Below are 23,251 nucleotides of genomic sequence, written 5' to 3' on the forward strand. Positions count from 1 at the left end.
GCGCCATGGCTGCTCGTATGAAAGAACGCTACGACGCGACCCTGCGTGCAAAGTTGAAGGCGGAGTTCAACTACGCCAACGACATGCAGATTCCGCGTCTGGAAAAGATCGTCATCAACATGGGCGTTGGCGAAGCCGCCAGCGACGGCAAGAAGGTGAACCAGGCTGCCGCCGAACTGGCTGCCATCACCGGCCAGAAGCCCGTGATCACCAAGGCGCGTAAGTCCATCGCCCAGTTCAAGCTGCGCGAAGGCATGCCGATCGGTTGCAAGGTCACCCTGCGCGCCGACCGCATGTACGAGTTCCTGGATCGTCTGGTCACCATCGCCCTGCCGCGCGTGCGCGACTTCCGCGGGATCAACGGCAACGCCTTCGACGGCCGTGGCAACTATGCCCTGGGCCTGAAGGAACAGCTGATTTTCCCGGAAATCGACTACGACAAGGTGGACGATATCCGCGGCATGGACATCATCTTCGTCACCACGGCCAAGACCGACAAGGAAGCCAAGGCTCTCCTGAAGGGTTTCGACATGCCGTTCGCCGGGGAGGCGGGGACCAATGGCTAAGAAGAGCTCGATCGAGAAGAACAAGCGCCGCACCGAGCTGGCGGCGAAGCATCGGGAAAAGCGGGCCGCCCTGAAGGCGACCGCCAAGAACCGCGAACTGTCCGACGAGGAGCGTTTCGCGGCCGTCCTGAAGCTGGCGCAGCTGCCCCGCAATGGCAGCCGCACCCGCATTCGGAACCGTTGCGAACTGACGGGGCGTCCGCGCGCCTTCTACCGCAAGTTCCGTCTGTGCCGCGTTGCCCTGCGTGATCTCGCCAGCAATGGTCAGATCCCGGGCATGACCAAGTCCAGCTGGTAAGGAGGGTCGGGTAATGAGCCTGAGCGATCCCCTGGGCGATATGCTGACCCGTATTCGTAACGGTCAGAAGGCCCGTATGTCGGTCGTGACGAGCCCCGCATCCAAGCTCCGCACCAATGTGCTGGAAGTCTTGAAGCGCGAGGGCTACATCCGCGGTTATTCCGTGGAAGAAGACCGTCCCGGTGTGCAGTCCCTGCGCATCGAACTGAAGTACTTCGAAGGCGAGCCGGTTATCAAGGAAGTGCACCGCGTTTCCAAGCCGGGCCGCCGCATCTATTCGAAGATCGCCGATCTGCCGCGGGTCTATAACGGCCTGGGCATTTCGATCCTGTCGACGCCCCGCGGCGTCATGTCTGATGCGGAAGCCCGCGTCGCCAATGTCGGCGGCGAAGTGCTCTGCAAGGTGTTCTAAGGAGCACGGCCCAATGTCGCGTATCGGAAAGCATCCGGTGCCGGTTCCGGCCGGGGTTACCGTTCAGGTCGCCGGTCAGACTGTCACCGCCAAGGGTAAGCTGGGTCAGCTCAGCCTTACCCTCATCGACGAAATCGAAGCCAAGCTGGAGGACGGCAAGCTTGTCGTCCTGCCCCGCGCCGAGACGGTGCGGGCTCGCCAGAACTGGGCTACCGCCCGCACGAACGTTGCCAACCTGGTCAACGGCGTGGACAAGGGTTTCACGCGCAATCTCGAAATCACCGGCGTCGGCTACAAGGCCGCCGTCGCTGGTTCCGAGCTGGTGCTGAACCTGGGCTTTTCCCACGACATCCGCTACCCGATTCCCACGGGTATCACGATGAAGTGCGACAAGCCGACGTCCATCTCGATCACCGGCGCTGACAAGCAGCAGGTGGGTCAGATCGCCGCGGAGATCCGCTCCTATCGTCCGCCCGAGCCCTACAAGGGCAAGGGCGTGAAGTACGATAACGAGACGATCATCCGCAAAGAAGGCAAGAAGAAGTAAGGCGGACGTCGATGAGCAAGCAACAGGATCTCAACGCGCGCCGCAAGGCGCGGGTGCGCGCCCGGCTCCGCAAGGTCGGTGGTGGTCGCGCACGTCTCTCGGTCTTCCGGTCGAGCCAGCACATCTATGCCCAGATCATCGACGACGAGGCCGGCTGCACGCTGGTCTCTGCGTCGACGCTGGAAAAGCCGATGCGCGAAGCTCTGAAGACCGGTGCCGACATCGAAGCGGCCAAGGCCGTCGGCAAGCTGATTGCCGAACGCGCTGCCGAAAAGGGTGTCAACACCGTGTACTTCGACCGTGGTCAGTACCTGTATCACGGGCGCGTGAAGGCTTTGGCCGACGCCGCGCGTGAAGCCGGCCTGCAGTTCTAAGGGGGTTAGCATGGCTCGTAATGAGAACAGCGCGGCCGGCGGCGAAAACGAGCGGCGTAGCCGCGATCGCGGCGAGCGCCGCGATCGTGGTGAGAACCGCGATCGCCGTGAGGAACGCGAAGGCGACGATCTCGTCGAGAAGCTCGTCGGGATCAATCGCGTCGCCAAGGTGGTGAAGGGTGGCCGTCGCTTCGGCTTCGCTGCCATCGTCGTCGTTGGTGACGCGAAGGGTCGCGTCGGCGTGGGTTCGGGCAAGGCCCGCGAAGTGCCGGAGGCCATTCGCAAGGCCACCGATCAGGCCAAGCGGTCCATGATCCGCGTGCCGCTGCGCGAGGGTCGTACCCTGCATCATGATGTGTTCGGTCACTTCGGTGCCGGCCGCGTCGTGCTGCGCGCTGCCCCCCCGGGTACCGGCATCATCGCCGGCGGCCCGATGCGCGCCATCTTCGAAGCCCTGGGCGTGGCGGACGTGGTGACCAAGTCGGTCGGCACCTCCAACCCGCACAACATGATCAAGGCGACCTTCGACGCCCTGGCGCAGTGCGTCAGCCCGCGTTCGGTGGCTGCCCGTCGTGGCCGTCGCGTTTCCGACATCCTCGGCAAGCGCGAGGGTGCTGAGAAGGAGGCCGCGTAAATGGCTGAGAAGACCACCGTCATCGTGACCCAGACGGGTAGCCCGATCGGTCGCCAGAGCGACCAGCGTGCGACCCTGATCGGTCTGGGCCTCAACAAGCTGAACCGCACCCGCGAGCTGGAAGATACGCCGGCCGTCCGCGGGATGATCAACAAGGTTCGGCACCTCGTGCGCGTCGAGGAGGCCTCGTAAGAGGCTTCCCCGATACGGCCTGAAGGATCAAATCCATGAAGCTCAACGAAATCCGCGAAAACGAAGGCGCCCGCAAGCTGCGGATGCGCATCGGCCGTGGCATCGGTTCCGGCAAGGGCAAGACCGGTGGCCGCGGCGTCAAGGGTCAGAAGTCCCGTACGGGCGTTTCGATCCGCGGCTTCGAAGGCGGCCAGATGCCTCTGCATCGCCGTCTGCCGAAGCGCGGCTTCTCGAACGTTCCGTTCGCGAAGGACTATGCTGTCGTCAATGTCGGCGCAGTGCAGAAGGCCATCGAGGCCGGTCGCCTGAACGCTGCCGAGACCATCACCGCTGCGGTGCTGGTTGCGGCCGGTCTGGCCCGTCCGTCGGCTGACGGCGTGCGTCTGCTGAACAAGGGCGCGATCACCGCCGCCGTGACCTTCGACGTGGCTGGCGCTTCCGCCGGCGCCGTCGCTGCGGTCGAGGCAGTCGGTGGCAAGGTGAACCTGCCGGCCGTCGAGGCCTGATCGGTTCTCCAACGCACTGTTGGTTTGTGACAAGGCCCTGGGGAAACCCAGGGCCTTGTTGCGTTTCGGGCCTGCCGGAGCGGGACAGTATGCCGCGGCCGTCTGGGATGGCGGCGCGGCATCGTCACAGCGATCCCCGACATTGGTGGAATTGACCCCGCCGGCAAATCCCGATATCAGCCGGAATGGTTCAAGATGGGCGGTCCGGCAGGGGCGAACCCCGTCCGCAGCACATAGCATCGTGGCGCGGGTGTTTTTCATGTTGACCGCGTGCCCATATGTCCTGTTGATACGCGTGAGAAGGACTGGCCGTGCGTTTCGGCCAGGATTGTGACTTGCCAAGAGGCCTTTTATGGCATCCGCCGCTGAACAGCTTGCCGCAAACATGAATTTCGGGGCCTTCTCCAAGGCCACCGAACTGAAGAAGCGGATTTGGTTCACCCTGGGCGCATTGATCGTCTATCGCCTGGGCACCTACATTCCGCTGCCCGGTATCGATTCCGGCGCCTTTGCCAGCTTCTTCGCCAACCAGTCGGGCGGCATCCTGGGCATGTTCAACATGTTCGCCGGTGGTGCTGTCGAGCGCATGTCCATCTTTGCGCTCAACATCATGCCCTACATCTCCGCCTCGATCATCATCCAGCTGATGACCGCCGTTGCGCCGTCGCTGGAGACCTTGAAGAAGGAAGGCGAGTCGGGCCGCAAGAAGATCAACCAGTACACCCGTTACCTGACGGTGATCCTGGCTCTTGTCCAGTCCTATGGCTTGGCATTGGGCCTGGAAGGGATGAACCAGGCCGGTGGCGGTGTCGTCATTGATCCGGGCTGGTTCTTCCGCCTGTCGACCGTGGTGACCATGGTGGGCGGCACGATGTTCCTGATGTGGCTGGGCGAGCAGATCACGGCGCGCGGCGTCGGCAACGGCATCTCCCTGATCATCTTCGCCGGTATCGTGGCCGCCCTGCCGGGCGCCCTGGTGAAGATCCTGGAGTTGGGCCGCACCGGAGCCATGAGCACCTGGTTCATCATCGGCATGCTGCTGCTGGCTGTTGTGGTGATTACCGGCATCGTCTTCTTCGAACGCGCGCAGCGTCGCCTGATCGTGCAGTATCCCAAGCGCCAGATGGGCAACAAGATGTATGGCGGGGAAGCCTCGCATCTGCCCCTGAAGCTGAATACGGCGGGCGTCATTCCGCCGATCTTCGCCTCCTCCCTGCTGCTGCTGCCGCTGACGGCGGTCGGTTTCTCGCAGGCGGGCGGGCCGGAATGGCTGGCGACGGTGACCCGCTTTATCGCGCATGGCACGCCGCTTTACATGGTGCTGTACACGGCGCTGATCGTTTTCTTCAGTTTCTTCTATACCGCCATCGTCTTCAATCCGACCGAGACGGCCGAGAACCTGAAGAAGTATGGCGGGTTCATTCCGGGCATCCGGCCCGGCAAGAACACGGCCGATTATCTGGACTATGTGCTGACCCGTCTGACGGTGGTGGGGGCCGCCTACATCACAGTGGTCTGCTTGCTGCCGGAAATCATGATGGCGGAATATGGGGCCGCCTTCTATTTCGGTGGCACCAGCCTGCTGATCATGGTCACGGTGACCATGGATACCGTGGCTCAGATCCATTCCCACCTGCTGGCGCATCAGTATGAAGGCCTGATCAAGAAGGCCAAGCTGCGTGGGAGACGTGGATGAACCTGATTCTGTTGGGTCCGCCCGGTGCGGGCAAGGGGACGCAGTCGCAGCGTCTTGAGAAGAAGTACGGTACCGTGCAGCTCTCGACGGGCGACATGCTGCGCGCCGCCGTGCGCAGCGGGTCCGAACTGGGCCAGCGCGCCGACGCCATCATGAAGGCGGGCCAGCTGGTGCCGGACGAGATCATGATCGAGATGATCTCCGAACGGATCGATCAGCCCGATTGCGCCAAGGGCTTCATCCTGGACGGTTTCCCGCGGACGGTGCCGCAGGCGGCCGCCCTTGACGACATGCTGGCGCATAAGGGCCTGAAGCTGGACCATGTGATCGAAATGAAGGTCGATGGTCCGGCCCTGGTGACGCGCGTTACCGGTCGGTTCACCTGCGCCAAGTGCGGCGCCGGGTACCATGACACGTTCAAGCCGACCGCCGTGGCCGGCGTGTGTGACAATTGCGGCGGCACGGAGTTCACGCGTCGCGCCGACGACAATCCGGAGACGTTCAGCAAGCGTCTGGCTGCCTATGAGCGCGACACCGCGCCCATCCTGCCTTATTACATCTCTCATGGTGTGCTGAAGCAGGTTGACGGCATGGCCGACATTGACGAGGTCACGCGTCAGTTGGAAGCCATCATCGGCTGACAATCGTCGCGAAGGGGTCCAGGAAAAGGCGGTCCGGAAGCGGGCCGCCTTTTTCGTGTTTGGCCGTGGTTGCCCGCATGACGGCCCGGCGTATCGGCGCTTGACTCCGGTTCTTGCCTGCCTATACTGCGCGCCTTCAATCCGTCATGGATTGGACGCGCGCGTTTGCTGTCCGCCCTTCGCCTTCAGGCCTGGGGAGGGCAGTTGGCGTGCGTATGCATTTGGAGGCCTGGAAGTTTTTCCGGGTTTCTTCGGATGAGATGTCCCGAAGCCGACCGGCCGCCCCGCCACGGGTACCGGAAAAGGCAGGCGGGACGTGGACGAAGATCGTCCGGCCAGCGGGCCGGGCATAACGAGGAGAAGACACGTGGCGCGTATCGCTGGCGTCAATATCCCCACGGCCAAGCGCGTGGTGATCGCCCTTCAGTACATTCACGGCATCGGCCCGAAGTTCGCTTCTGACATCTGCGCCAAGGTCGGCATCCCCGACGAGCGCCGTGTCAATCAGCTGACCGACGACGAAGTTCTGCGCATCCGCGAGACCATCGACGCCGACTACAAGGTCGAAGGCGACCTGCGTCGTGAGACCGCCATGAACATCAAGCGGCTGATGGACATGGTCTGCTATCGCGGCCTGCGTCACCGCAAGGGCCTGCCCGTTCGCGGTCAGCGCACGCATACCAATGCGCGCACCCGCAAGGGCCCGGCCAAGCCGATCGCCGGCAAGAAGAAGTAAGAGACGGAGTAAGACCAAATGGCCAAGCCCAATGCCAACGCCGCACGTCTTCGCCGTCGCGAGCGCAAGAACATCACCTCTGGCGTCGCCCATGTGAATGCCAGCTTCAACAACACCATGATCACCATCACCGACGCCCAGGGCAACACGATTGCCTGGTCCTCGTCGGGCACGATGGGCTTCAAGGGTTCGCGCAAGTCCACGCCCTACGCCGCCCAGATGGCTGCTGAGGACGCGGGCCGCAAGGCCCAGGAGCACGGCATGAAGACGCTGGAAGTGGAAGTCAAGGGTCCGGGTTCGGGCCGTGAGTCCGCTCTGCGCGCCCTGCAGTCGATCGGCTTCCAGATCACGTCCATCCGCGACGTGACGCCGATCCCGCACAACGGCGTTCGTCCGCCGAAGAAGCGCCGCGTCTGATTTTCGCACCTATGCGTCCCGGAACAGCAACCGTTCGGGAAAGGCGGCCGCACGCCATCGCGGTCACCCAGAATTGAACGGATATCCCTGTTCCGGGACGTTGTTTTCCCCCGATGGCATGAGGCACAGCCGTGATCCAGAAGAACTGGCAGACTCTCGAAAAGCCGAACAAGTTGGAAATCACGCCGGGTAACGACCCGAAGCGTGAAGCCGTCATCGTCGCCGGCCCGCTGGAGCGTGGCTTTGGTCTGACGTTGGGCAATTCGCTGCGTCGCGTCCTGCTGTCGTCCCTGCAGGGTGCCGCTGTTACGTCGATCCATATCGACGGCGTGCTGCATGAATTCTCGTCGATCCCCGGCGTGCGCGAGGATGTCACGGACATCGTCCTGAACATCAAGGCCATGGCGCTGAAGATGGGTGCCGAAGGCCCCCGCCGCATGCGTCTGCGCGCCGAAGGCCCGTGCAACGTTGTTGCCGGCATGATCGACACCGGCGCCGATATCGAGGTGCTGGACCCCGATCACCTGATCTGCACGCTGGATGCCGGCGCGCGTCTGAACATGGAACTGACCGTTCATTCGGGCAAGGGCTATGTCCCGGCCTCCATGAACCGTCCCGAAGACGCCCCCATCGGCCTGATCCCGGTGGACAGCATCTTCTCGCCCGTCCGCAAGGTCGCCTACAAGGTGGAAAACACCCGCGTCGGCCAGACCACGGACTATGACAAGCTGCTGCTGACGGTTGAGACCAACGGCGCCGTCACGCCGGAAGATGCGGTGGCCATTGCCGCCCGTATCCTGCAGGACCAGCTGCAGATGTTCATCAATTTCGAGGAGCCGCAGGCAGCCGTGGCTGAGTCGAAGGCGGACGAGATCCCCTTCAACAAGAACCTGCTGCGCAAGGTCGACGAACTGGAACTGTCGGTCCGTTCGGCCAACTGCCTCAAGAACGACAATATCGTCTATATCGGCGACCTGGTGCAGAAGACCGAGGCGGAGATGCTCCGTACTCCGAATTTCGGCCGCAAGTCGCTGAACGAGATCAAGGAAGTGCTGGCCCAGATGGGTCTGCATCTCGGCATGGAAATCCCGAACTGGCCGCCCGAGAATATCGAGGACCTGGCCAAGCGTCTGGAAGAACCGTACTGAGCTTGACCTTTCAGGTGGCGGTCCCTATGGTCCGCCGCCTGTTTTACAGGGGCATTCCGCCCACCCCCGCCGTACTGGCCCATCCGGGTACCGGCGTCTGCGGGGATCGCCATCGGTTCCGCCCAGCGGGGCCACGCTATGTAAGGAGAGCAACCATGCGTCACGGTATGTCCGGGCGTAAGTTCAGCCGCACCACCTCCCACCGTCTCGCCATGTTCTCCAACATGGCCAACGCCCTGATCAAGCACGAGCAGATCAAGACGACCCTGCCGAAGGCCAAGGACCTGCGTCCGATCGTCGAGAAGCTGATCACGCTTGGCAAGAAGGGCGGCCTCGCCAACAAGCGTCTGGCCTATGCCGAGCTGCGCGACAATGCCGTTGTGGACAAGCTGTTCACCGTCATCGCCGAGCGCTATAAGGACCGCAATGGTGGTTACACCCGCGTCCTGAAGGCCGGTTTCCGTTATGGCGACAACGCCCCGATGGCCATCATCGAGTTCGTTGACCGCGACGTGGCCGCCAAGGGCCAGGACAGCGGCCCGGTGGTCGTTGCCGACGAGAGCGATGAAGCCGCCGCCTGATTTCAGGTTCGACGGTCAGGAGTTGAAAGCCCCGCGCGGAGAAATCCGGGCGGGGCTTTCTTTTGCCTGTCCCACAGCGGGCAGGGTCAGAACAGGCGCAGGATGTTTTTCTGGGTGGGTGTGGCCAGACCATGCTCTGTGCCCGCAAGCTGGCTGCGAACCTGAAGGATCAGGCCGGCACCGTCACCATCGGCGCTTTCAGCGTCCAGGCCGGCCGGCCGCGCGGGCGATTCCAGGATGCGCAGATTGACGGCAAGTTCCGATCCGGATTGCTGCACATGCCAGTGGGCGATGTCGAGTTGGTAGACGGCCCGGTCAATATCCTCTGACGTGGCCCAGCCATTGCGCGCCGGTTCGAGCCCCAGCCCGTCGGGGTTGGCGCGCAGGTCGTGATAACGGATCAGGGGGCCGTTATCGAGCAATCCATCCAGCACGACCAGCAGCGCATGCGTGACGCGTCGGTCATGGTCCGGCATCGGCGGTTGCCCCGCTAACAGATTGCTGCCAGCAAAGCTCGCATCTTCGACGATCTGGTCGATCTGGCCAAGCAGGATATCGAAATCCGCGGCCAGGGCGGCGCGCTCCGCCACGGCATCGGGCGGCGCGGCGTGCGCCCGGCGCGCCAGATCACGGGCTTCATCGACGACGCCCCGGATCTGGATAGAGCCCAGCAGCGCAGATTTCAGGACGCGAACCACCCGGCCCTGCTGCCCCTTTCCCGAAACGGCAGCGGCACCGTCGCGGCCATCCAGGCCCGTGGTGGGGGAGGGGCAGCTGTCTTCCGGTGAGGCCGGATTGGGGGGCGACAGGTCGGCTTCGGCGACACCGACATGGCCGGGGCCGGGCAGGGGGGGCGAGGGGGGCTGACCATGGCAGTTTTCCATTTCACCTCGCGTGGGGCGGCTGGACATGGTGTTTATGTTCGCCAGGTGCCGGTGCACAGTCACATCCCGTTTCTTTGCTGGAATTTACCGGCGTTGGCGAGCAAATTGCTATCATCATTGTCTCACAACCCTGTCGCCAGCATCTCAAGGAGGGTTGAAGGTCAGATGACGGGAACCCCAATTCCTTCGATATCAATCATCCCCGGTATGTTACCGGACGCGGAGATGTTTTGGTGCTGGCGGCAGAGCATCCTTCCTTACTTCGAGTCTGTACCGCTGGCCGATCCCGCCCGCCCGCCCGTGGTGCCGGAGTTCCACCTGTTCAATGCTGGTGATTTTCTGTTCTTTGACACGAAATTTTCCCGGCAGCGGTTTGTCCGCGACGGGACGTGGTTGAGACAGAACGACGACGTCGAGCATTTCGCCATCCAATATTATCGATCCGGCGGCAATGAGGTGGAGAACGGGCAAGCGGCTTATTCCGCGCGGTCCGGCGGCACTTACATCGTCAATCTGGCTTATGAAACCGACGCCTACTCGACCGACAATGATGTGTTGAGCCTGATCCTGCCGCGGGAAGTTCTGGATTTCCATCTGCCGCAGCTGTCCCGGCGCAGCGGCACCTTGTTTGCGCCCGACACGCTTACAGGACGCATGTTCGGCGATTTCATGGAGTCACTGGGGCGCAATATCAGGGGTGCCAGGCGTGAAGACGTACCCGTCATGACAGAGGCGCTGTTCGGGCTGCTGTCCGTTCTGCACGCGGGCAGCGACCCGTCCGCCCGGGAGTCGCGTCAGGCGGTGTTCAACTCCGTGCGACGCTTTATCGATGCCAACCTGATGGAGCCTGATCTGGGCGTCGGACTGCTGTGCGCCCACTTCCGTATGTCACGGGCGACGTTATACCGCTTGTTCCAGGACGAGGGCGGTGTCAGAGACTTCATCCAGCGCCGACGCCTCACCGCGGCGTTCAAGGCGTTGACCGCGCCCGGTAACGGCGGGCGGGGCATTTTCGATGTTGCCATGGATTATGGCTTTACCAGCGCCAGCCACTTCACCAGCCGGTTCAGGTCGGAGTTCGGCTGGCCGCCGTCGCAAGTGCGGGAGGCGGCACGCGCCCTTCGGGAAAAGGGGGCGGGGCCGACAGCGGATGGGGCGGGGGATGGGCTGTCGGATGCGGAAGTCATTTCCCGGTGGATTCGGCATCTGGGCGAAGGCGGGACCGCCAGCGGATGATACACGGGCGCACAGGCCTGTGGGAGATGGTATGACGCGATCACCGGATCAATCCCGCCGCGCGGATATTGATGGCATCCGGGCGCTGGCGATTCTGGCCGTCCTGCTGTACCACGCGATGCCGGCCGCCGCGCCCGCCGGTTTCTATGGCGTCGACATGTTCATCGTCGTTTCGGGCTTCGTGATTACGCGGGTGCTGCTGCGGGAATATGCGCGATCAGGAGACGTCTCCATCCGCGATTTCTACCGGCGCAGGGCCCGGCGCCTGCTGCCAGCGCTGATGGTGATGTTGGCGCTGGTGACAATTGCTGCGCATTTTCTGCTGTTGCCAGTATATATGAAGATATTCGCGCGCAATATGTTTCATGCGCTCAGCTTCACCGTTAATATATTCAATGCACAGAATGCCGGTTATTTCGGAAGAGCGGCGGTGGACGATCCGTTTCTCCATCTGTGGTCCCTGGCGCTGGAGGAGCAATTTTATCTGGTGGCGCCATTCTTCTTGTTGGGTGTGCTGCGTCGATTTCCGAGGCAATTGATCCGGATTCTTGCGGCAGTCACCGTGCTGTCATGGTCTCTCCACTTCGTCGACCGTGTGCCGGAGCGCTGGCTGTTCTATCTGCCGCCAGGGCGTCTATGGGAGTTCGGGGTGGGTGGGCTGCTGGCTTGTGCAAGCCAGCGTGTCGCGATCCGCAGACCGGCCGCACAGTGGCTGTCGATCGCGGGCGTGGTTGCCGTCGTCTTTTGCGTGACGGGTTCACCCAGCCAGTGGCAGGTGGCGGAGGCCACGATGGTTGTGCTGGGGACGGCGGCCATGATCGGCGTCGGCCAGGAGGGCGTACGGACCTGGGTCGGGGCCGGGCTCTCATGGCGTCCGTTGCAGCATCTGGGCCGGATGTCCTATTCGCTTTATCTCTGGCATTGGCCCCTGCTTTATTTTGTCGCCCACACTCTGCCGGGAAAGCCCCCGCCCGTGGCTATCGCATCGGTGGTGGCTGCTGCCGCGATTCTGGCGGCGATGTCCTATCGCTTCATCGAACAGCCGTTTCTGACGGGGCAAGTGTCGGTGCGGTGGTCGCTGCTGATCGCCGCTGTGCTGGTGCTGGTCATAGGTGGCTATGCCGGCCTCGCCCTGGCCACGCGCGGCCTGCCTCACCGTATGTTGCCAGCGGTTCGGGCCTATTCGGACGCGATCGACGACTTCCGTTGGTGCAGCAAGGTCCCCGACGGCGCGCCACTGGGGTACAAAGGGTGCCGGTTTGGGGCACCCGCCGGCCGGCTGGACACAATCCTGCTCGGCAATTCCCATGCGCAGATGTACGTCCCCGCCTTCGAACAGATATTGGCCGAGACCGGCCGGTCGGGCCTCGCGCCCTTCATTCCGCTGTGCAAGCCCTTCTACGGATTGAATATCAGCCAGCCGTGCCTGACCAGCATGGATCGTCTGATCGATGAGATGGCCGATCTTCCCGGCATTGACCGCATCGTCATCGCGTTCGACTGGGACGAAGGCCCCGCAGATCGTGTCTGGCGCGGGCGGGATGGCAGGCAGGACCTGGCGAACGGGCAAGCCGTTGCGAAAGGGCTTGATGCGACCATTGATCGGCTGCGCGCCAAGGGAAAGACGGTTTTCCTGATCGGGCCGATCGCGATTCCCAACGGCGATACGGCGATCAACATGGCCAAGCGCATCCGGCTTGGCCTTTCGACGCAGGATGTGGCGTTGGGCGAGGATCGCGATGCCTTTGACGCGCGCTGGCGGATGCTGATCGACCGTTATGCCGATGATCCCCGACTGCGAGCCTTCATCAGGCCCGATCGCTGGCAATGCGGCGACCGCTGCTGGTATGTCCGGGATGGCAGGATGCTGTTTGCGGATTTCAGCCACCTGACCACCAGCGCAGCGGCGGAATTGGCACCGATGATGCGTGATGCGCTGCGGCTGACGCCCGCACATCCGGAGGAGCCATGATATCCCCTCCCGTCACGCTTGGCCGTCATGCCATATCCCCCCTTGGCATGCGGGCCCAAGCGCGGTAAATAGGCCGCCACCCGGGAGACCGAGGCGTCTGGCGCCTTTCGGCTTCCCGGTTTTTTTCGTGCGGGAAGGGTGCTGCGGCAGCGTGGTTCCTCCCGCCCCATCCACGCACTCGACCACACCACGCCGGGTCGGTTGATCTGTTTTGACACGACGCTGGACGACGGAGCCCTTCTTATGCCCCGCACTACCCCGCTTTCTGATATTCGGAATATCGGCATCATCGCCCACGTCGATGCCGGCAAGACGACGACGACTGAGCGCATCCTGTACTATACCGGTCGCAAGCACACGATCATCGACGTTCACGATACCAAGGATCTGAAGACGTCGACCACGACCGACTACATGGAGCAGGAACAGAAGCGCGGCATCACGATCCAGTCGGCCGCCGTGTCCTGCCATTGGAAGGGCAAGAAGATCAACGTCATCGACACCCCGGGCCACGTCGATTTCACCATTGAGGTGAATCGCTCGCTCCGCGTGCTCGACGGCGCGGTCGTGGTGTTCGACGGTGTGGCCGGCGTGGAGCCGCAGACCGAGACGAACTGGCGCCTGGCGGACAACTACAAGGTTCCGCGCATGTGCTACATCAACAAGATGGACCGCTCCGGCGCGAATTTCCGCCGCACGGTGAAGATGGTCATCGACCGTCTGGGCTCGCGCCCGGTCTGCTTGCAGATGCCGATCGGCTCGGAAGATGACTTCCACGGCATGATCGACCTTGTCGAGATGAAGGCTTATGTCTGGTTCTCCGAGGAGAAGGACAGCAAGTGGGAAATCTGGGACGTCACGGATGATCTGGCCGACAAGCTGAAGATCACCAACGCCTATGACCGTGACCTGCTGAGCCAGTACAAGCAGTATCGTCAGGAGCTGGTCGAAGCTGCCGTCGAGCAGGACGACGAGCTGATGGAAGCCTATCTGGAAGGCAATGAGCCGTCGGCCGACAAGCTGCGCGAATGCATCCGCAAGGCGACCCTGAACGGCGCCTTCGTGCCGGTGCTGTGCGGTTCTTCCTACAAGAACAAGGGCGTGCAGCAGCTGCTGGACGCCGTCGTGTGGTACCTGCCGGCCCCGACCGACGTGGAAGCCATCAAGACGGTGGATCCCGATGGCAACCCGAATGGCGAGCGTCTGTGCTCTGACGACGAGCCGTTCTCGGGCTTGGCCTTCAAGGTGCTGAACGACAAGTACGGTTCGCTGACCTTCGTGCGCGTCTATTCGGGCGTTGTCAGCAAGGGCACGACCCTGCTGAACGCGACCCGCGGCAAGCGCGAGCGTATCGGCCGTATCGTGGAAATGTTCGCCAAGGACACCAACGATCTTGAAGAGTGCCGCGCCGGCGACATCGTCGCCTTCGTGTCGCTGGCCGAGACCGACACGGGTGACACCCTGTGCGACGCCTCCGAGCCGGTGGTGCTGGAGCGCATGCGCTTCCCCGAGCCCGTGATCTCCGTCTCCATCGAGCCGAAGAACCGCGGTGACCAGGACAAGTTCGGCGCCGCCATCGGCAAGATGGTCCGCGCGGATCCCTCGCTGCGTCTGGAAACCGATCGTGAGACCGGTCAGACCCTGCTGCGCGGCATGGGCGAACTGCATCTGGAAGTCACCCTGGACCGCGTCCGCACTGAATATGGTGTGGAAGGCGTCATGGGCCGTCCGCAGGTGGCCTATCGTGAGACGATCACCCGTCCGGTCACGCACATCTATACCCACAAGAAGCAGACTGGCGGTTCGGGCCAGTTCGCCGAAGTGAAGATCATTTTCGAACCGCAGGAGCGCGGTCAGGGCTATGCCTTCGTCGACCAGGTCGTCGGTGGTACGGTTCCGCGCGAATATATCCCGTCGGTCGACAAGGGCCTGCAGATGCAGAAGGAAGACGGTGTCATCGCCGGCTATCCGACTGTGGACTTCAAGGCCACCCTGATCGACGGTAAGTACCACGACGTCGACTCGAACGCTCTGACGTTCGAAATCGCCGCCAAGGCCTGCTTCCGTGAAGCCATGAAGCTGGCTGGTCCGGTCCTGCTGGAACCGATCATGAAGGTCGAGGTTGTGGTTCCGGAAGATTACCTGGGTGACGTGATCGGCGACGTGAACCGTCGTCGTGGCACGATCCTGGGTCAGCTGGAGCGCGGCAACAACATCGCCGTCGAAGCCCATGTGCCGCTGTCCGACATGTTCGGCTATATCGGCCAGCTGCGCGGCATGACCTCCGGCCGCGGTTCGTTCACGATGGAATTCTCGCACTATGATCCGGTGCCGAAGAACGTCGCTGACGAAATCGTTGCCAAGCAGGGCAAGAACAGCAACTGATCCTGCTGACGCTTCCCAGCGTTGACTAAGGTGAACGGCCGCTCCCGCAAGGGGCGGCCGTTTGCTGTTTCAGGCTCCCGCGATTCCTGGTGATCCCCATGTCCAACCCGCCCAATCCGTCCCATAACAGCCTTGACTGGGGTAAGGCGGCCCCTGCCCTGTTCGTGGTGCTGTGGAGCACGGGCTTCATCGGTGGCAAGCTGGGCCTGCCGCATGCGGAGCCGCTGACCTTTCTGCTCTGGCGCATGTCGCTGGTGGCCGTGGTGCTGCTGGCCATTGCCGCGTGGCAGAAGGCACCATGGCCGACATCCTGGCGCCTGGTCGGCCATATCGCCGTGGCCGGCCTGCTGGTGCATGGGGTCTATCTGACTGGCGTGTTCGAGGCCCTGAAGCACGGGCTGCCGGCCGGCACTGTGGCCCTGATCGTGGGGTTGCAACCCCTGTTGACCGCGCTGGTGGCCGGTCCGCTTCTGGGCGAGCGGCTGACGCGTGGGCAATGGCTTGGCTTTGTCTTCGGGCTGGCCGGCGTCACGGCCGTGGTGTGGGAGAAGCTGTCGCTGAATATCGGGGATCCGATGGGCATCGGCCTGTCACTCTTCGCGCTGCTGGGCATCAGCATCGGCACCCTTTACCAGAAACGCTATTGCACGGAGATGGACCTGCGCACCGGCACGGCCATCCAATATGGCGCCACGGGCACCGTGCTGGCCGTGGTGGCGCCGTTTCTGGAGACGATGCGCATCGACTGGACGGGCGAATTCATCTTCGCCTTGGGCTGGCTGTGCCTGGTCCTGTCGGTGGGCGCCATCTTCCTGCTGTTCGCTCTGATCCGCCGGGGGGCGGCGTCCCGTGTCGCCAGCCTGTTCTATCTGGTCCCGCCCGTCACAGCCCTGATGGCCTGGGCCCTGTTCGGGGAGAAGCTGGGCCCGACGGCGCTGGCGGGGATGGGGTTGACGGCGGCCGGCGTGGCCCTGGTGCTGCGGCGGGGGTAGGGGGCCCTTCGCTGGCATAGCGGATCGTGCTGTTGCCGTGGCCGTCCATGGCATACCTCCTGCGGTCATGGTCAGGCTATCCCGCGTCTCCCGTCCCACCAACCGGCTTGCTTATCCCCCCGGGGCTGGATAAGGTCCCGGCACTTTCAAACACTTTTGCAAGGTAAGAGGCATCATGTCTGACGCCGCAACCTCCAATGATGTCGGCGGTATCGCGGCCGACCGGCTGCGCTCCTTCATCGAACGTATCGAGCGCCTGGAGGAGGAGAAGAAGGGCATTCAGGACGACATCAAGGATATCTATGCCGAGGCCAAGGGCACCGGTTTCGATACCAAGGTGATGCGTCAGATCATCCGGATCCGGAGGATGGAGAAGGAGGATCGCCAGGAGATGGACGCGCTGCTGGAACTGTACAAGGCGGCCCTTGGGATCGAGTGACCGGGCGATTGCGCACAAGGTCCATCGACGGCCGGGGCTTGCCCCGGCCGTTCGTATTTCGACATGGTGCCTCTTGACGGGGACCATCGCCATCATCAAGGGTGTGGTGGCACGGCCCCCGCCGGTTGCGCCCTGTGCCGCCTGTCCGTTGCCGTCGCCTGCACCCTTGCCGGCCCCCTAGAGTCGGAGTTCCATGCTCTCCCTGGACGTCCGCCCCATTTTCTACGTCATTGGTGCCCTGCTGTCCGTCATCGCCATGGCGATGGTGGCGCCGATGATTGCCGACCTGGCGGCCGGTCAGGATGATTGGCGTGTCTTCGCCGCGTCGGCTGCGCTGACCCTGTTCTTCGGTGTCCTGCTGATGCTGATGAATCGGACGGAGCGCATCGCCCTGTCGCTGCGCCAGACCTTCATCCTGACGACCTTCGCCTGGATTGCGGTTGGGGCCTTCGCGGCGCTGCCCTTCACGCTGGCTGAACAGCGGCTGACCTTTGCCAATGCCTATTTCGAGGCCATGTCCGGACTGACCACGACGGGGGCCAGCGCATTTGCATCGGTGCAGACCCTGCCGCCGGGGCTGTTGCTGTGGCGATCGCTGCTGGTCTGGCTGGGCGGTATCGGCATTGTCGGCATGGGCATCGTCATCCTTCCCTTCCTGCGGGTGGGCGGGATGCAGCTTTTCCGCAGCGAATCGTCGGATAAATCGGACAAGGTGGTGCCGCGGGCCGCTGACATGGCCTTGGGCTTCGGCTGGGTTTATCTGGCCCTGACCATCTCCTGCATCATCATGCTGAAGCTGGCCGGCATGCCCATGTTCGACGCCATCAATCATTCAATGACGGCGCTGGGGACGGGTGGCTTCTCCACCAAGGACAGTTCCATCGGCTATTTCCACAATGCTGGTGTGGAGTGGATCCTGGCCCTGTTCATGTTCCTGGGCAGTCTGCCCTTCGTCCGCTTCATCAGCATGATGAAGGGGGATGTGAAGGCCCTGTGGCGCGACAGCCAGGTGCGCACCTATCTGGCCTTCACCTGTGTTGTGGCCGGGCTTCTGGCCGTCTATCTGGTGGCGACGCGGCAGATGGGAGTGGGCGAGGCCATCCGCCATTCCTTCTTCAACTGCGTGTCTTTGATCACCACGACGGGTTTTGCCTCCACCGATTACCTCATGTGGGGGCCCGGGCCGGTTGCCCTGTTCTTCATCCTGACGCTGGTGGGCGGTTGCACCGGATCGACGTCGGGCGGCATCAAGATGTTCCGGTTCGAGATCCTGTGGCTGGCCCTGCGCATGCAGATCAACCGGTTGTTCAGTCCCAACCGTGTCATCCCGCTGACCTATAATGGCAAACTGGTGGATGCCGATGTCATCGTCTCGGTAATGAGCTTCACCTTCCTCTATATTGCCCTGATCCTGATTTTCGCGGTTCTGCTGGGCCTGACGGGGCTGGACTACGTGACCGCCATTTCCGGGGCTGCCACCGCCCTTGGCAATGTCGGTCCCGGCCTGTCGCAGATGATCGGCCCCTCCGGCAATTACGAACCGCTGCATGATTTCGCCGTCTGGGTCATGTCTCTGGCCATGCTGCTGGGCCGGCTGGAGCTGTTCACCGTCTTTGTGCTGCTGAGCCCGTCCTTCTGGCGGCGGTAAAACCGCTCGACCGCGGCGCCTTCCCGATTTAAACATCTGTTTGAAGGTCGGCGCACGATCCGACCAACACGGATAGTCGGGAAGGGAACGGACATGAGCCTGATGGATCGCCGCGAGATCGATTTCCTGCTGGACGGGATGCTGGAGATCGAAGCACTGCTGGCGCGCCCGCGTTATGCCCATCTGGACCGTGACGCACTCGCGCAGGTCCTGGATACGGCGGACAAGCTGGCGGCGGAGAAGTTCGCCCCCCACTATCATGACGTGGACAAGCACGAGCCGGAGCGCATCGACGGCAAGGTGGTGATGCTGCCCGCCGTGAAGGAGGCGGTGCAGGCGCTGGCCGAGGCCGGGTTCATGGCGGCCCATCATGACGAGGAACTGGGCGGGCTGCAGCTGCCCTGGTCGGTGGTGCAGGCGGCCTTCAGCTTTTTCCAGACGGCCAATATCTCCACGGCCGCCTATCCGTTCCTGACCATCGGGGCGGGCAATCTGATCCGGGCCTTCGGCACCGATGAACAGCGGGCGCGATTCCTGGCGCCCATGCTGACGGGCCGCTTCTTCGGCACCATGGCCCTGTCAGAGCCGCAGGCCGGCAGCAGTCTGGCCGACATCCGCACGACGGCCACGCCCAATGGCGACGGCACCTATGCCATCACCGGCACCAAGCAATGGATCAGTGCGGGCGAACATGAGCTGTCGGACAATATCATCCATATGGTGCTGGCCAAGATCAAGGGCGCGCCGGCGGGGGTGAAGGGCATCAGCCTGTTTATCGTGCCGCGCATCCGCGTCAATGACGATGGCAGCCTGGGCCCCGACAATGACGTGAAGCTGGTCAGCCTGCTGCACAAGATGGGCTATCGCGGGACCACCAGCACCATCCTGTCCTTTGGCGAGGACGGGCGCTGCCAGGGCTTCCTGGTGGGCAAGGAACATCATGGCCTGTCCTATATGTTCCAGATGATGAACGAGGCGCGGATTGGCGTGGGCCTGGGCGCATCGGTTCTGGGTTATGCCGGCTACCGCTACTCGGCCGACTATGCCCGCACGCGGACGCAAGGGCGGCCCATCGACGGCCGCGACCCGACGACGCCCATGATCCCCATCATCGACCATGCCGATGTCCGCCGCATGCTGTTGCAACAGAAGGCCGCCTCGGAAGGGGCCATCGCGCTCTGCCTGCTTTGCGCCCGGCTGGTGGATGAGGAGAAGACAGCGCCGGAGGCGGCAGAGCGCCGCCGGGCCAGCCTGCTGCTGGAACTGCTGACCCCCATCGCCAAGTCCTGGCCGTCGGAGCACTGTCTGGAAGCCAACAAATGGGCCATCCAGATCCTGGGCGGCTATGGCTATACCCGCGATTACCCGGTGGAGCAGTATTACCGCGACAACCGCCTGAACCCCATTCATGAGGGCACCTACGGCATCCAGGCCAACGACCTGCTGGGCCGCAAGGTGTTCATGGAAGGGGGGGCGGCGCTGGAGGTGCTGGGCGCGGCCGTGCAGCAGACGATCCGGCAGGCCGCGGGCATGCCCGCGCTGGCCACCCATGCCACAGCACTGGGCGAGGCACTGGCGCGGGTCGGCACTGTCACCGCCCAACTGGGTAAGGTGCGGGCAGAAGGGCAGGTAGCGCTGTGCCTGGCCAATGCCACCGCCTATCTGGAGATGTTCGGGCACACGGTCATGGCCTGGATCTGGCTGCGTCAGGCCCTGGTCGCGTCGGCATGGCTGAAACAGGGCCGGGGCGATGCGGCACATATGCAGGGCAAGCTGGCAGCCTGCCGCTGGTTTTTCGCCCATGAACTGCCCAAAACCGCGACGCAGGCGGCTTTGCTGACCAGCCTGGACCGCACTGTGCTGGACGTGTCGCCCGACTGGTTGTGACCGGCTCGGCACCTTTGGTCGCGCAGAATGACGGGCAGGTGATGTGCGGGAGGGGCTGTGCTATATGGTGCGGCGCCCCCCGTCACCGGCAGCGCCCAATATGGCTGAACCCGCCCCCTTCCTGACCGATATCTGGTACTTCGCCCTGCCATCCGCAGCGTTGAAACGTGGCGCCATGCAGGCGAAGATGCTGCTAGGCCAGCCCGTTTTGTTTGCGCGCGGGCAGGATGGGGTGGTCTTTGCCCTGCGCGACATCTGTCCACACCGGGGCATTCCGCTGTCCTGTGGCCGATTCGACGGGCGGGAGGTGGAATGCCGCTACCATGGCTGGCGTTTCGACGGGTCTGGCGGCTGCACCGCCATTCCATCCCTGGTGGAAGGGCAGGATTTCGACATTTCCCGGATCAAGGTTCGCCGCTATACGGTCATAGAGGCGCAGGGCAATCTTTGGATCTGGATGGGGGAGGGGGCACCCGACGGACCGCCGCCGCAGATGCCGGACATGGAAGGCCGCGTACCCAACCTGACGGAAGTGATGGCCTTCCCCTGTCCTGTTGACCATGCCGTCATCGGGTTGATGGACCCGGCCCATGGTCCCTTCGTGCATCAAAGCTGGTTCTGGCGGTCGGCCCGGTCCATCCATGAAAAAGCCAAGGCTTTTGGCCCCGCCCCTCTTGGCTTCGCCATGAAGCGGCACCGGCCCTCTTCCAACTCCGCCGCCTATAAGCTGTTGGGCGGGGCGCCGGAGACGGAGATCAGCTTCCGCCTTCCCGGTATCCGGGTTGAACATATCGCGGCCGGCCGCCACCGCGTCGTCAACCTGACAACGGTCACGCCGATTGATGAAAACAATACGGAAGTCACCAACAGCTTCTATTGGACGCTGGGCTGGGCCAACATCGCCCGCCCCGTCCTGCGCCGCTTCGTCCGCCGCTTTCTGGGCCAGGACCGGGATGCCGTGGTGATGCAGCAGAAGGGTCTGGCCCATGATCCGCCCCTGATGCTGATCAAGGACGCCGATACCCAGGCCCGCTGGTACCACCAGCTGAAGAATGAATATGCCCGTGCCCGGGCAGAGGGCCGTGAATTCGTCAATCCGGTGAAGGATACGGTCCTGCGCTGGCGCAGTTAGGCCCGCGTCACATGCCGGCGCACCAGGGCTGGCGCTTGCCGCCCTGATAGGGGCGGGCATGACCGGCGCGGATCAAGGCTTGGGACAGGTCGGTGCCGTCGGCCAAGGTGACACGGGCCCGGACCCGGCCGCCATATTTGTCATAAACCACGTCATACAGGCGGATCGTGCCATCACCCCGCCCTTCCGTGGCGGGACCGACCAGAGAGGTCAGCTTTTCCTTGGCCGCCTGGGCCATGCGCTTTTCATCGGCACAGTCGGACCGGCTTTCGGGCGTGTCGATGCCGTCCAGCCGCACCCGCGTCACCAGCTCCTGGTCCAGCCAGATGGTCACCCGGACTTCCAGCGTGTCGCCATCCACCACTTCCATCACCCGCGCGGGCAGGGGGCCCGGCACGCGGCTGCCGGCCAGCGCTGCCGCGGGCGGCAGCAGCCATGACGCAGCGAGCAGGGCAATGGCAAGGGGGCGGTGGCGAGGCACGGTGCGGCTTTGACGGGTTGGGGTTTGCATGCAAGCACTTTACGCCCAACCCGACAGAGACGGAACAAAAATCTAAGACCATCGTCCTAAGTTGAATACACTTAGGATCAATGGCGTATTATGCGTATACATGTAGGTTCATTTGCAACTGGGAAGATCAGAAGTCGCTGCAACGACCCTTGAATTCCCAATCGCCGAACCGTGTCGGCTCCGGCCCGGCAGGGCCCCCGATCTCGCCCGGCGGCTGGGTAACCACCGGTTTGCGCGCCTGGGTCGGCTGTTCGGCCTTCGCGGCGTCGGGCTGCTTGATCTCACTCTCCATGGGGCACCTCATCATGCGCGTCGGTGCAGATATGGCGCGGGGGCGGCGACCTGCCAAGCCTTGATGCGCGCAGGCCAGGGGCCATATCTGAAAGGGCGGGCGACAGGCATGCCCGGAACGAAAAATGGAGTTGGCAGAGGTCATGAACGGCTATTTCCGAACCGCAATGCTGCTGGCGGGGCTGACCGGCCTGTTCCTGGCGGTCGGTTTCATGCTGGGTGGCCAGTCAGGCATGCTGATCGCCCTGGTCCTTGCCGTGGGGATGAACGCCTTCGCTTATTGGAATTCCGATAAGATGGTGCTGCGCATGTATGGTGCGCGCCAGGTGGACGCCGCCACGGCGCCGCAATTCTACACCATGGTGCAGCATCTGGCGCAGCGCGCCGACCTGCCCATGCCCAAGGTCTTCATCATTGACAGCGATCAGCCCAACGCCTTCGCCACGGGCCGCAATCCGGAGAATGCGGCTGTGGCCGCCACCACCGGCCTGCTGAACCGCCTGTCGGCGGAAGAGGTGGCGGGGGTGATGGCCCACGAACTGGCCCATATCAGGAATCACGACACGCTGATCATGACGGTGACGGCGACGCTGGCCGGTGCGCTGTCCATGCTGGCCAATTTCGCCATGTTTTTCGGCGGCAGCCATTCCAGCAGCGAAGAGAACCGGGGCAATCCCCTGGGGTTCGTCGGGGTGCTGCTGGTGTCCATCCTGGCCCCCATTGCCGCCATGCTGGTGCAGATGGCCATCAGTCGTTCCCGCGAATATGAGGCGGACCGGATCGGCGCCGGCATCTGCGGCAAGCCGGGCTGGCTGGCGGACGCGCTGGAAGGCATGCAGAACGGGGCAGCCCGCGTGCAAAACCACCAGGCGGAGAACAACCCCGCCACGGCGCATATGTTCATCATCAACCCGCTGCACGGGCGGGGCGTGGACAGCCTGTTTTCCACCCATCCCAGCACGGCCGAACGGGTACGCCGCCTGCGTGCCATGACCGGGAGTGTTGGCACGGGCAGGGGGGAGACGCCGCGCCGTCCGGCCAGCACGCCGCCGCGTCGGGGTGGCAGCGTGCCCGACGCCGGCGGTACCTCGCGCCCCCGCGGCATGCCCTGGGGCTGAGGCAGGAC

26 protein-coding genes are annotated in these 23,251 nt (G+C 63.4%); 23 read left to right on the plus strand and 3 right to left on the minus strand.

Translation table 11 applies throughout. The features are described 5' to 3' along the window. The first annotated feature begins 5 nt into the window (after positions 1-5). The 14 genes from rplE (at position 6) to rplQ (ending at position 8,748) form a co-directional block, all read left to right on the plus strand. Positions 6-566 (plus strand): 50S ribosomal protein L5, encoded by a 561-nt coding sequence (gene rplE / locus ACODTW_RS18655; protein WP_292912195.1) that lies wholly within the window; start codon positions 6-8, stop codon positions 564-566. Further along, the gene (gene rpsN, locus ACODTW_RS18660; protein ID WP_416618167.1) at positions 559-864 is read left to right on the plus strand and encodes a 30S ribosomal protein S14; all 306 of its coding nucleotides are present in this window, start codon (positions 559-561) and stop codon (positions 862-864) included. Before rplE ends, rpsN begins: the two co-directional genes overlap by 8 nt. A 13-nt stretch (positions 865-877) precedes the next feature. Beyond that, positions 878-1,276 (plus strand): 30S ribosomal protein S8, encoded by a 399-nt coding sequence (gene rpsH / locus ACODTW_RS18665; protein WP_488947558.1) that lies wholly within the window; start codon positions 878-880, stop codon positions 1,274-1,276. A 13-nt stretch (positions 1,277-1,289) separates the two neighbouring features. Further along, the gene (gene rplF, locus ACODTW_RS18670) at positions 1,290-1,823 is read left to right on the plus strand and encodes a 50S ribosomal protein L6 (protein ID WP_488947559.1); all 534 of its coding nucleotides are present in this window, start codon (positions 1,290-1,292) and stop codon (positions 1,821-1,823) included. 11 nt (positions 1,824-1,834) lie between these two features. After that, on the plus strand, positions 1,835-2,197 hold the full coding sequence (rplR, locus tag ACODTW_RS18675) for a 50S ribosomal protein L18 (protein WP_488947561.1): 363 nt from the start codon (positions 1,835-1,837) through the stop codon (positions 2,195-2,197). 10 nt (positions 2,198-2,207) lie between these two features. Continuing rightward, positions 2,208-2,831 (plus strand): 30S ribosomal protein S5, encoded by a 624-nt coding sequence (rpsE, locus tag ACODTW_RS18680; RefSeq protein WP_488947562.1) that lies wholly within the window; start codon positions 2,208-2,210, stop codon positions 2,829-2,831. Further along, positions 2,832-3,023, plus strand: coding sequence for a 50S ribosomal protein L30 (rpmD, locus tag ACODTW_RS18685; protein ID WP_488947563.1), 192 nt, complete (start codon positions 2,832-2,834; stop codon positions 3,021-3,023). A 35-nt stretch (positions 3,024-3,058) separates the two neighbouring features. Continuing rightward, a complete protein-coding gene (gene rplO / locus ACODTW_RS18690; protein ID WP_488947564.1) occupies positions 3,059-3,529 on the plus strand; it encodes a 50S ribosomal protein L15 in 471 nt (156 codons plus the stop codon). 352 nt (positions 3,530-3,881) lie between these two features. Further along, a complete protein-coding gene (gene secY, locus ACODTW_RS18695; protein ID WP_488947565.1) occupies positions 3,882-5,225 on the plus strand; it encodes a preprotein translocase subunit SecY in 1,344 nt (447 codons plus the stop codon). Next, a complete protein-coding gene (locus ACODTW_RS18700; protein ID WP_488947566.1) occupies positions 5,222-5,866 on the plus strand; it encodes an adenylate kinase in 645 nt (214 codons plus the stop codon). The genes secY and ACODTW_RS18700 overlap by 4 nt, the downstream gene beginning before the upstream one ends. A gap of 367 nt (positions 5,867-6,233) precedes the next feature. Beyond that, entirely contained in the window at positions 6,234-6,602 is a 369-nt protein-coding gene (gene rpsM / locus ACODTW_RS18705; protein ID WP_488947567.1) for a 30S ribosomal protein S13, read from the plus strand. 18 nt (positions 6,603-6,620) lie between these two features. Continuing rightward, on the plus strand, positions 6,621-7,019 hold the full coding sequence (gene rpsK, locus ACODTW_RS18710) for a 30S ribosomal protein S11 (protein WP_054168333.1): 399 nt from the start codon (positions 6,621-6,623) through the stop codon (positions 7,017-7,019). Positions 7,020-7,150: 131 nt separating this feature from the next. After that, positions 7,151-8,167 (plus strand): DNA-directed RNA polymerase subunit alpha, encoded by a 1,017-nt coding sequence (locus ACODTW_RS18715; protein WP_488947569.1) that lies wholly within the window; start codon positions 7,151-7,153, stop codon positions 8,165-8,167. 155 nt (positions 8,168-8,322) lie between these two features. Then, positions 8,323-8,748 (plus strand): 50S ribosomal protein L17, encoded by a 426-nt coding sequence (gene rplQ / locus ACODTW_RS18720; protein ID WP_488947570.1) that lies wholly within the window; start codon positions 8,323-8,325, stop codon positions 8,746-8,748. Between the two features lie 86 nt (positions 8,749-8,834). On the opposite strand, the gene ACODTW_RS18725 is transcribed toward rplQ, so the two are convergent. Beyond that, the gene (locus ACODTW_RS18725; protein WP_488947571.1) at positions 8,835-9,632 is read right to left on the minus strand and encodes a hypothetical protein; all 798 of its coding nucleotides are present in this window, start codon (positions 9,630-9,632) and stop codon (positions 8,835-8,837) included. Here ACODTW_RS18725 and ACODTW_RS18730 point away from each other — a divergent pair. From ACODTW_RS18730 to ACODTW_RS18765, 8 genes are all read left to right on the plus strand, one after another. Further along, positions 9,618-10,868 (plus strand): helix-turn-helix domain-containing protein, encoded by a 1,251-nt coding sequence (locus ACODTW_RS18730; protein ID WP_488947572.1) that lies wholly within the window; start codon positions 9,618-9,620, stop codon positions 10,866-10,868. The two genes, ACODTW_RS18725 and ACODTW_RS18730, sit on opposite strands and share 15 nt — an antisense overlap. 31 nt (positions 10,869-10,899) lie before the next feature. Continuing rightward, positions 10,900-12,840 carry an acyltransferase family protein gene (locus tag ACODTW_RS18735; RefSeq protein WP_488947573.1) on the plus strand — a complete coding sequence of 647 codons (1,941 nt, stop codon included), beginning with the start codon at positions 10,900-10,902 and terminating at the stop codon, positions 12,838-12,840. 243 nt (positions 12,841-13,083) lie between these two features. Next, positions 13,084-15,225, plus strand: coding sequence for an elongation factor G (gene fusA, locus ACODTW_RS18740; RefSeq protein WP_488947574.1), 2,142 nt, complete (start codon positions 13,084-13,086; stop codon positions 15,223-15,225). A gap of 98 nt (positions 15,226-15,323) precedes the next feature. Next, entirely contained in the window at positions 15,324-16,217 is an 894-nt protein-coding gene (locus tag ACODTW_RS18745; RefSeq protein ID WP_488947575.1) for a DMT family transporter, read from the plus strand. Between the two features lie 175 nt (positions 16,218-16,392). Further along, on the plus strand, positions 16,393-16,656 hold the full coding sequence (locus tag ACODTW_RS18750; protein ID WP_054168339.1) for a DUF2312 domain-containing protein: 264 nt from the start codon (positions 16,393-16,395) through the stop codon (positions 16,654-16,656). Between the two features lie 193 nt (positions 16,657-16,849). Then, positions 16,850-18,304 carry a TrkH family potassium uptake protein gene (locus ACODTW_RS18755; RefSeq protein ID WP_488947576.1) on the plus strand — a complete coding sequence of 485 codons (1,455 nt, stop codon included), beginning with the start codon at positions 16,850-16,852 and terminating at the stop codon, positions 18,302-18,304. 93 nt (positions 18,305-18,397) lie between these two features. Next, positions 18,398-20,191: an acyl-CoA dehydrogenase gene (locus tag ACODTW_RS18760; RefSeq protein ID WP_488947577.1), complete on the plus strand. Its 1,794-nt coding sequence runs from the start codon at positions 18,398-18,400 to the stop codon at positions 20,189-20,191. A gap of 100 nt (positions 20,192-20,291) precedes the next feature. Continuing rightward, the gene (locus ACODTW_RS18765; RefSeq protein WP_488947578.1) at positions 20,292-21,323 is read left to right on the plus strand and encodes a Rieske 2Fe-2S domain-containing protein; all 1,032 of its coding nucleotides are present in this window, start codon (positions 20,292-20,294) and stop codon (positions 21,321-21,323) included. Positions 21,324-21,330: 7 nt separating this feature from the next. Here ACODTW_RS18765 and ACODTW_RS18770 read toward each other — a convergent pair whose 3' ends face one another. Beyond that, a complete protein-coding gene (locus ACODTW_RS18770; RefSeq protein ID WP_488947579.1) occupies positions 21,331-21,834 on the minus strand; it encodes a thermonuclease family protein in 504 nt (167 codons plus the stop codon). Positions 21,835-21,961: 127 nt separating this feature from the next. Next, positions 21,962-22,126, minus strand: a complete 165-nt coding sequence (locus tag ACODTW_RS18775) for a succinate dehydrogenase assembly factor 4 (RefSeq protein WP_488947580.1) — start codon at positions 22,124-22,126, stop codon at positions 21,962-21,964. Positions 22,127-22,268: 142 nt separating this feature from the next. Between ACODTW_RS18775 and htpX the strand changes: the two genes are divergently transcribed. Next, positions 22,269-23,243, plus strand: coding sequence for a zinc metalloprotease HtpX (htpX, locus tag ACODTW_RS18780; RefSeq protein WP_488947616.1), 975 nt, complete (start codon positions 22,269-22,271; stop codon positions 23,241-23,243). Positions 23,244-23,251 lie beyond the last annotated feature (8 nt).

It is taken from the genome of Niveispirillum sp. FG148 (assembly GCF_057809655.1).

Coding starts and splice junctions, on each gene's coding strand:
- rpsH (WP_488947558.1), top strand. CDS start 878: ATGAGCCTGAGCGATCCCCTGGGCGATATGCTGACCCGTATTCGTAAC.
- rpsN (WP_416618167.1), top strand. CDS start 559: ATGGCTAAGAAGAGCTCGATCGAGAAGAACAAGCGCCGCACCGAGCTG.
- ACODTW_RS18735 (WP_488947573.1), top strand. CDS start 10,900: ATGACGCGATCACCGGATCAATCCCGCCGCGCGGATATTGATGGCATC.
- fusA (WP_488947574.1), top strand. CDS start 13,084: ATGCCCCGCACTACCCCGCTTTCTGATATTCGGAATATCGGCATCATC.
- rplR (WP_488947561.1), top strand. CDS start 1,835: ATGAGCAAGCAACAGGATCTCAACGCGCGCCGCAAGGCGCGGGTGCGC.
- ACODTW_RS18725 (WP_488947571.1), bottom strand. CDS start 9,632: ATGGAAAACTGCCATGGTCAGCCCCCCTCGCCCCCCCTGCCCGGCCCC.
- ACODTW_RS18730 (WP_488947572.1), top strand. CDS start 9,618: ATGGCAGTTTTCCATTTCACCTCGCGTGGGGCGGCTGGACATGGTGTT.
- ACODTW_RS18770 (WP_488947579.1), bottom strand. CDS start 21,834: ATGCAAACCCCAACCCGTCAAAGCCGCACCGTGCCTCGCCACCGCCCC.
- ACODTW_RS18745 (WP_488947575.1), top strand. CDS start 15,324: ATGTCCAACCCGCCCAATCCGTCCCATAACAGCCTTGACTGGGGTAAG.
- ACODTW_RS18775 (WP_488947580.1), bottom strand. CDS start 22,126: ATGGAGAGTGAGATCAAGCAGCCCGACGCCGCGAAGGCCGAACAGCCG.
- ACODTW_RS18750 (WP_054168339.1), top strand. CDS start 16,393: ATGTCTGACGCCGCAACCTCCAATGATGTCGGCGGTATCGCGGCCGAC.
- rpsE (WP_488947562.1), top strand. CDS start 2,208: ATGGCTCGTAATGAGAACAGCGCGGCCGGCGGCGAAAACGAGCGGCGT.
- rpmD (WP_488947563.1), top strand. CDS start 2,832: ATGGCTGAGAAGACCACCGTCATCGTGACCCAGACGGGTAGCCCGATC.
- rpsK (WP_054168333.1), top strand. CDS start 6,621: ATGGCCAAGCCCAATGCCAACGCCGCACGTCTTCGCCGTCGCGAGCGC.
- rplQ (WP_488947570.1), top strand. CDS start 8,323: ATGCGTCACGGTATGTCCGGGCGTAAGTTCAGCCGCACCACCTCCCAC.
- rplF (WP_488947559.1), top strand. CDS start 1,290: ATGTCGCGTATCGGAAAGCATCCGGTGCCGGTTCCGGCCGGGGTTACC.
- ACODTW_RS18760 (WP_488947577.1), top strand. CDS start 18,398: ATGAGCCTGATGGATCGCCGCGAGATCGATTTCCTGCTGGACGGGATG.
- htpX (WP_488947616.1), top strand. CDS start 22,269: ATGAACGGCTATTTCCGAACCGCAATGCTGCTGGCGGGGCTGACCGGC.
- rplO (WP_488947564.1), top strand. CDS start 3,059: ATGAAGCTCAACGAAATCCGCGAAAACGAAGGCGCCCGCAAGCTGCGG.
- ACODTW_RS18755 (WP_488947576.1), top strand. CDS start 16,850: ATGCTCTCCCTGGACGTCCGCCCCATTTTCTACGTCATTGGTGCCCTG.
- secY (WP_488947565.1), top strand. CDS start 3,882: ATGGCATCCGCCGCTGAACAGCTTGCCGCAAACATGAATTTCGGGGCC.
- ACODTW_RS18765 (WP_488947578.1), top strand. CDS start 20,292: ATGGCTGAACCCGCCCCCTTCCTGACCGATATCTGGTACTTCGCCCTG.
- ACODTW_RS18700 (WP_488947566.1), top strand. CDS start 5,222: ATGAACCTGATTCTGTTGGGTCCGCCCGGTGCGGGCAAGGGGACGCAG.
- rplE (WP_292912195.1), top strand. CDS start 6: ATGGCTGCTCGTATGAAAGAACGCTACGACGCGACCCTGCGTGCAAAG.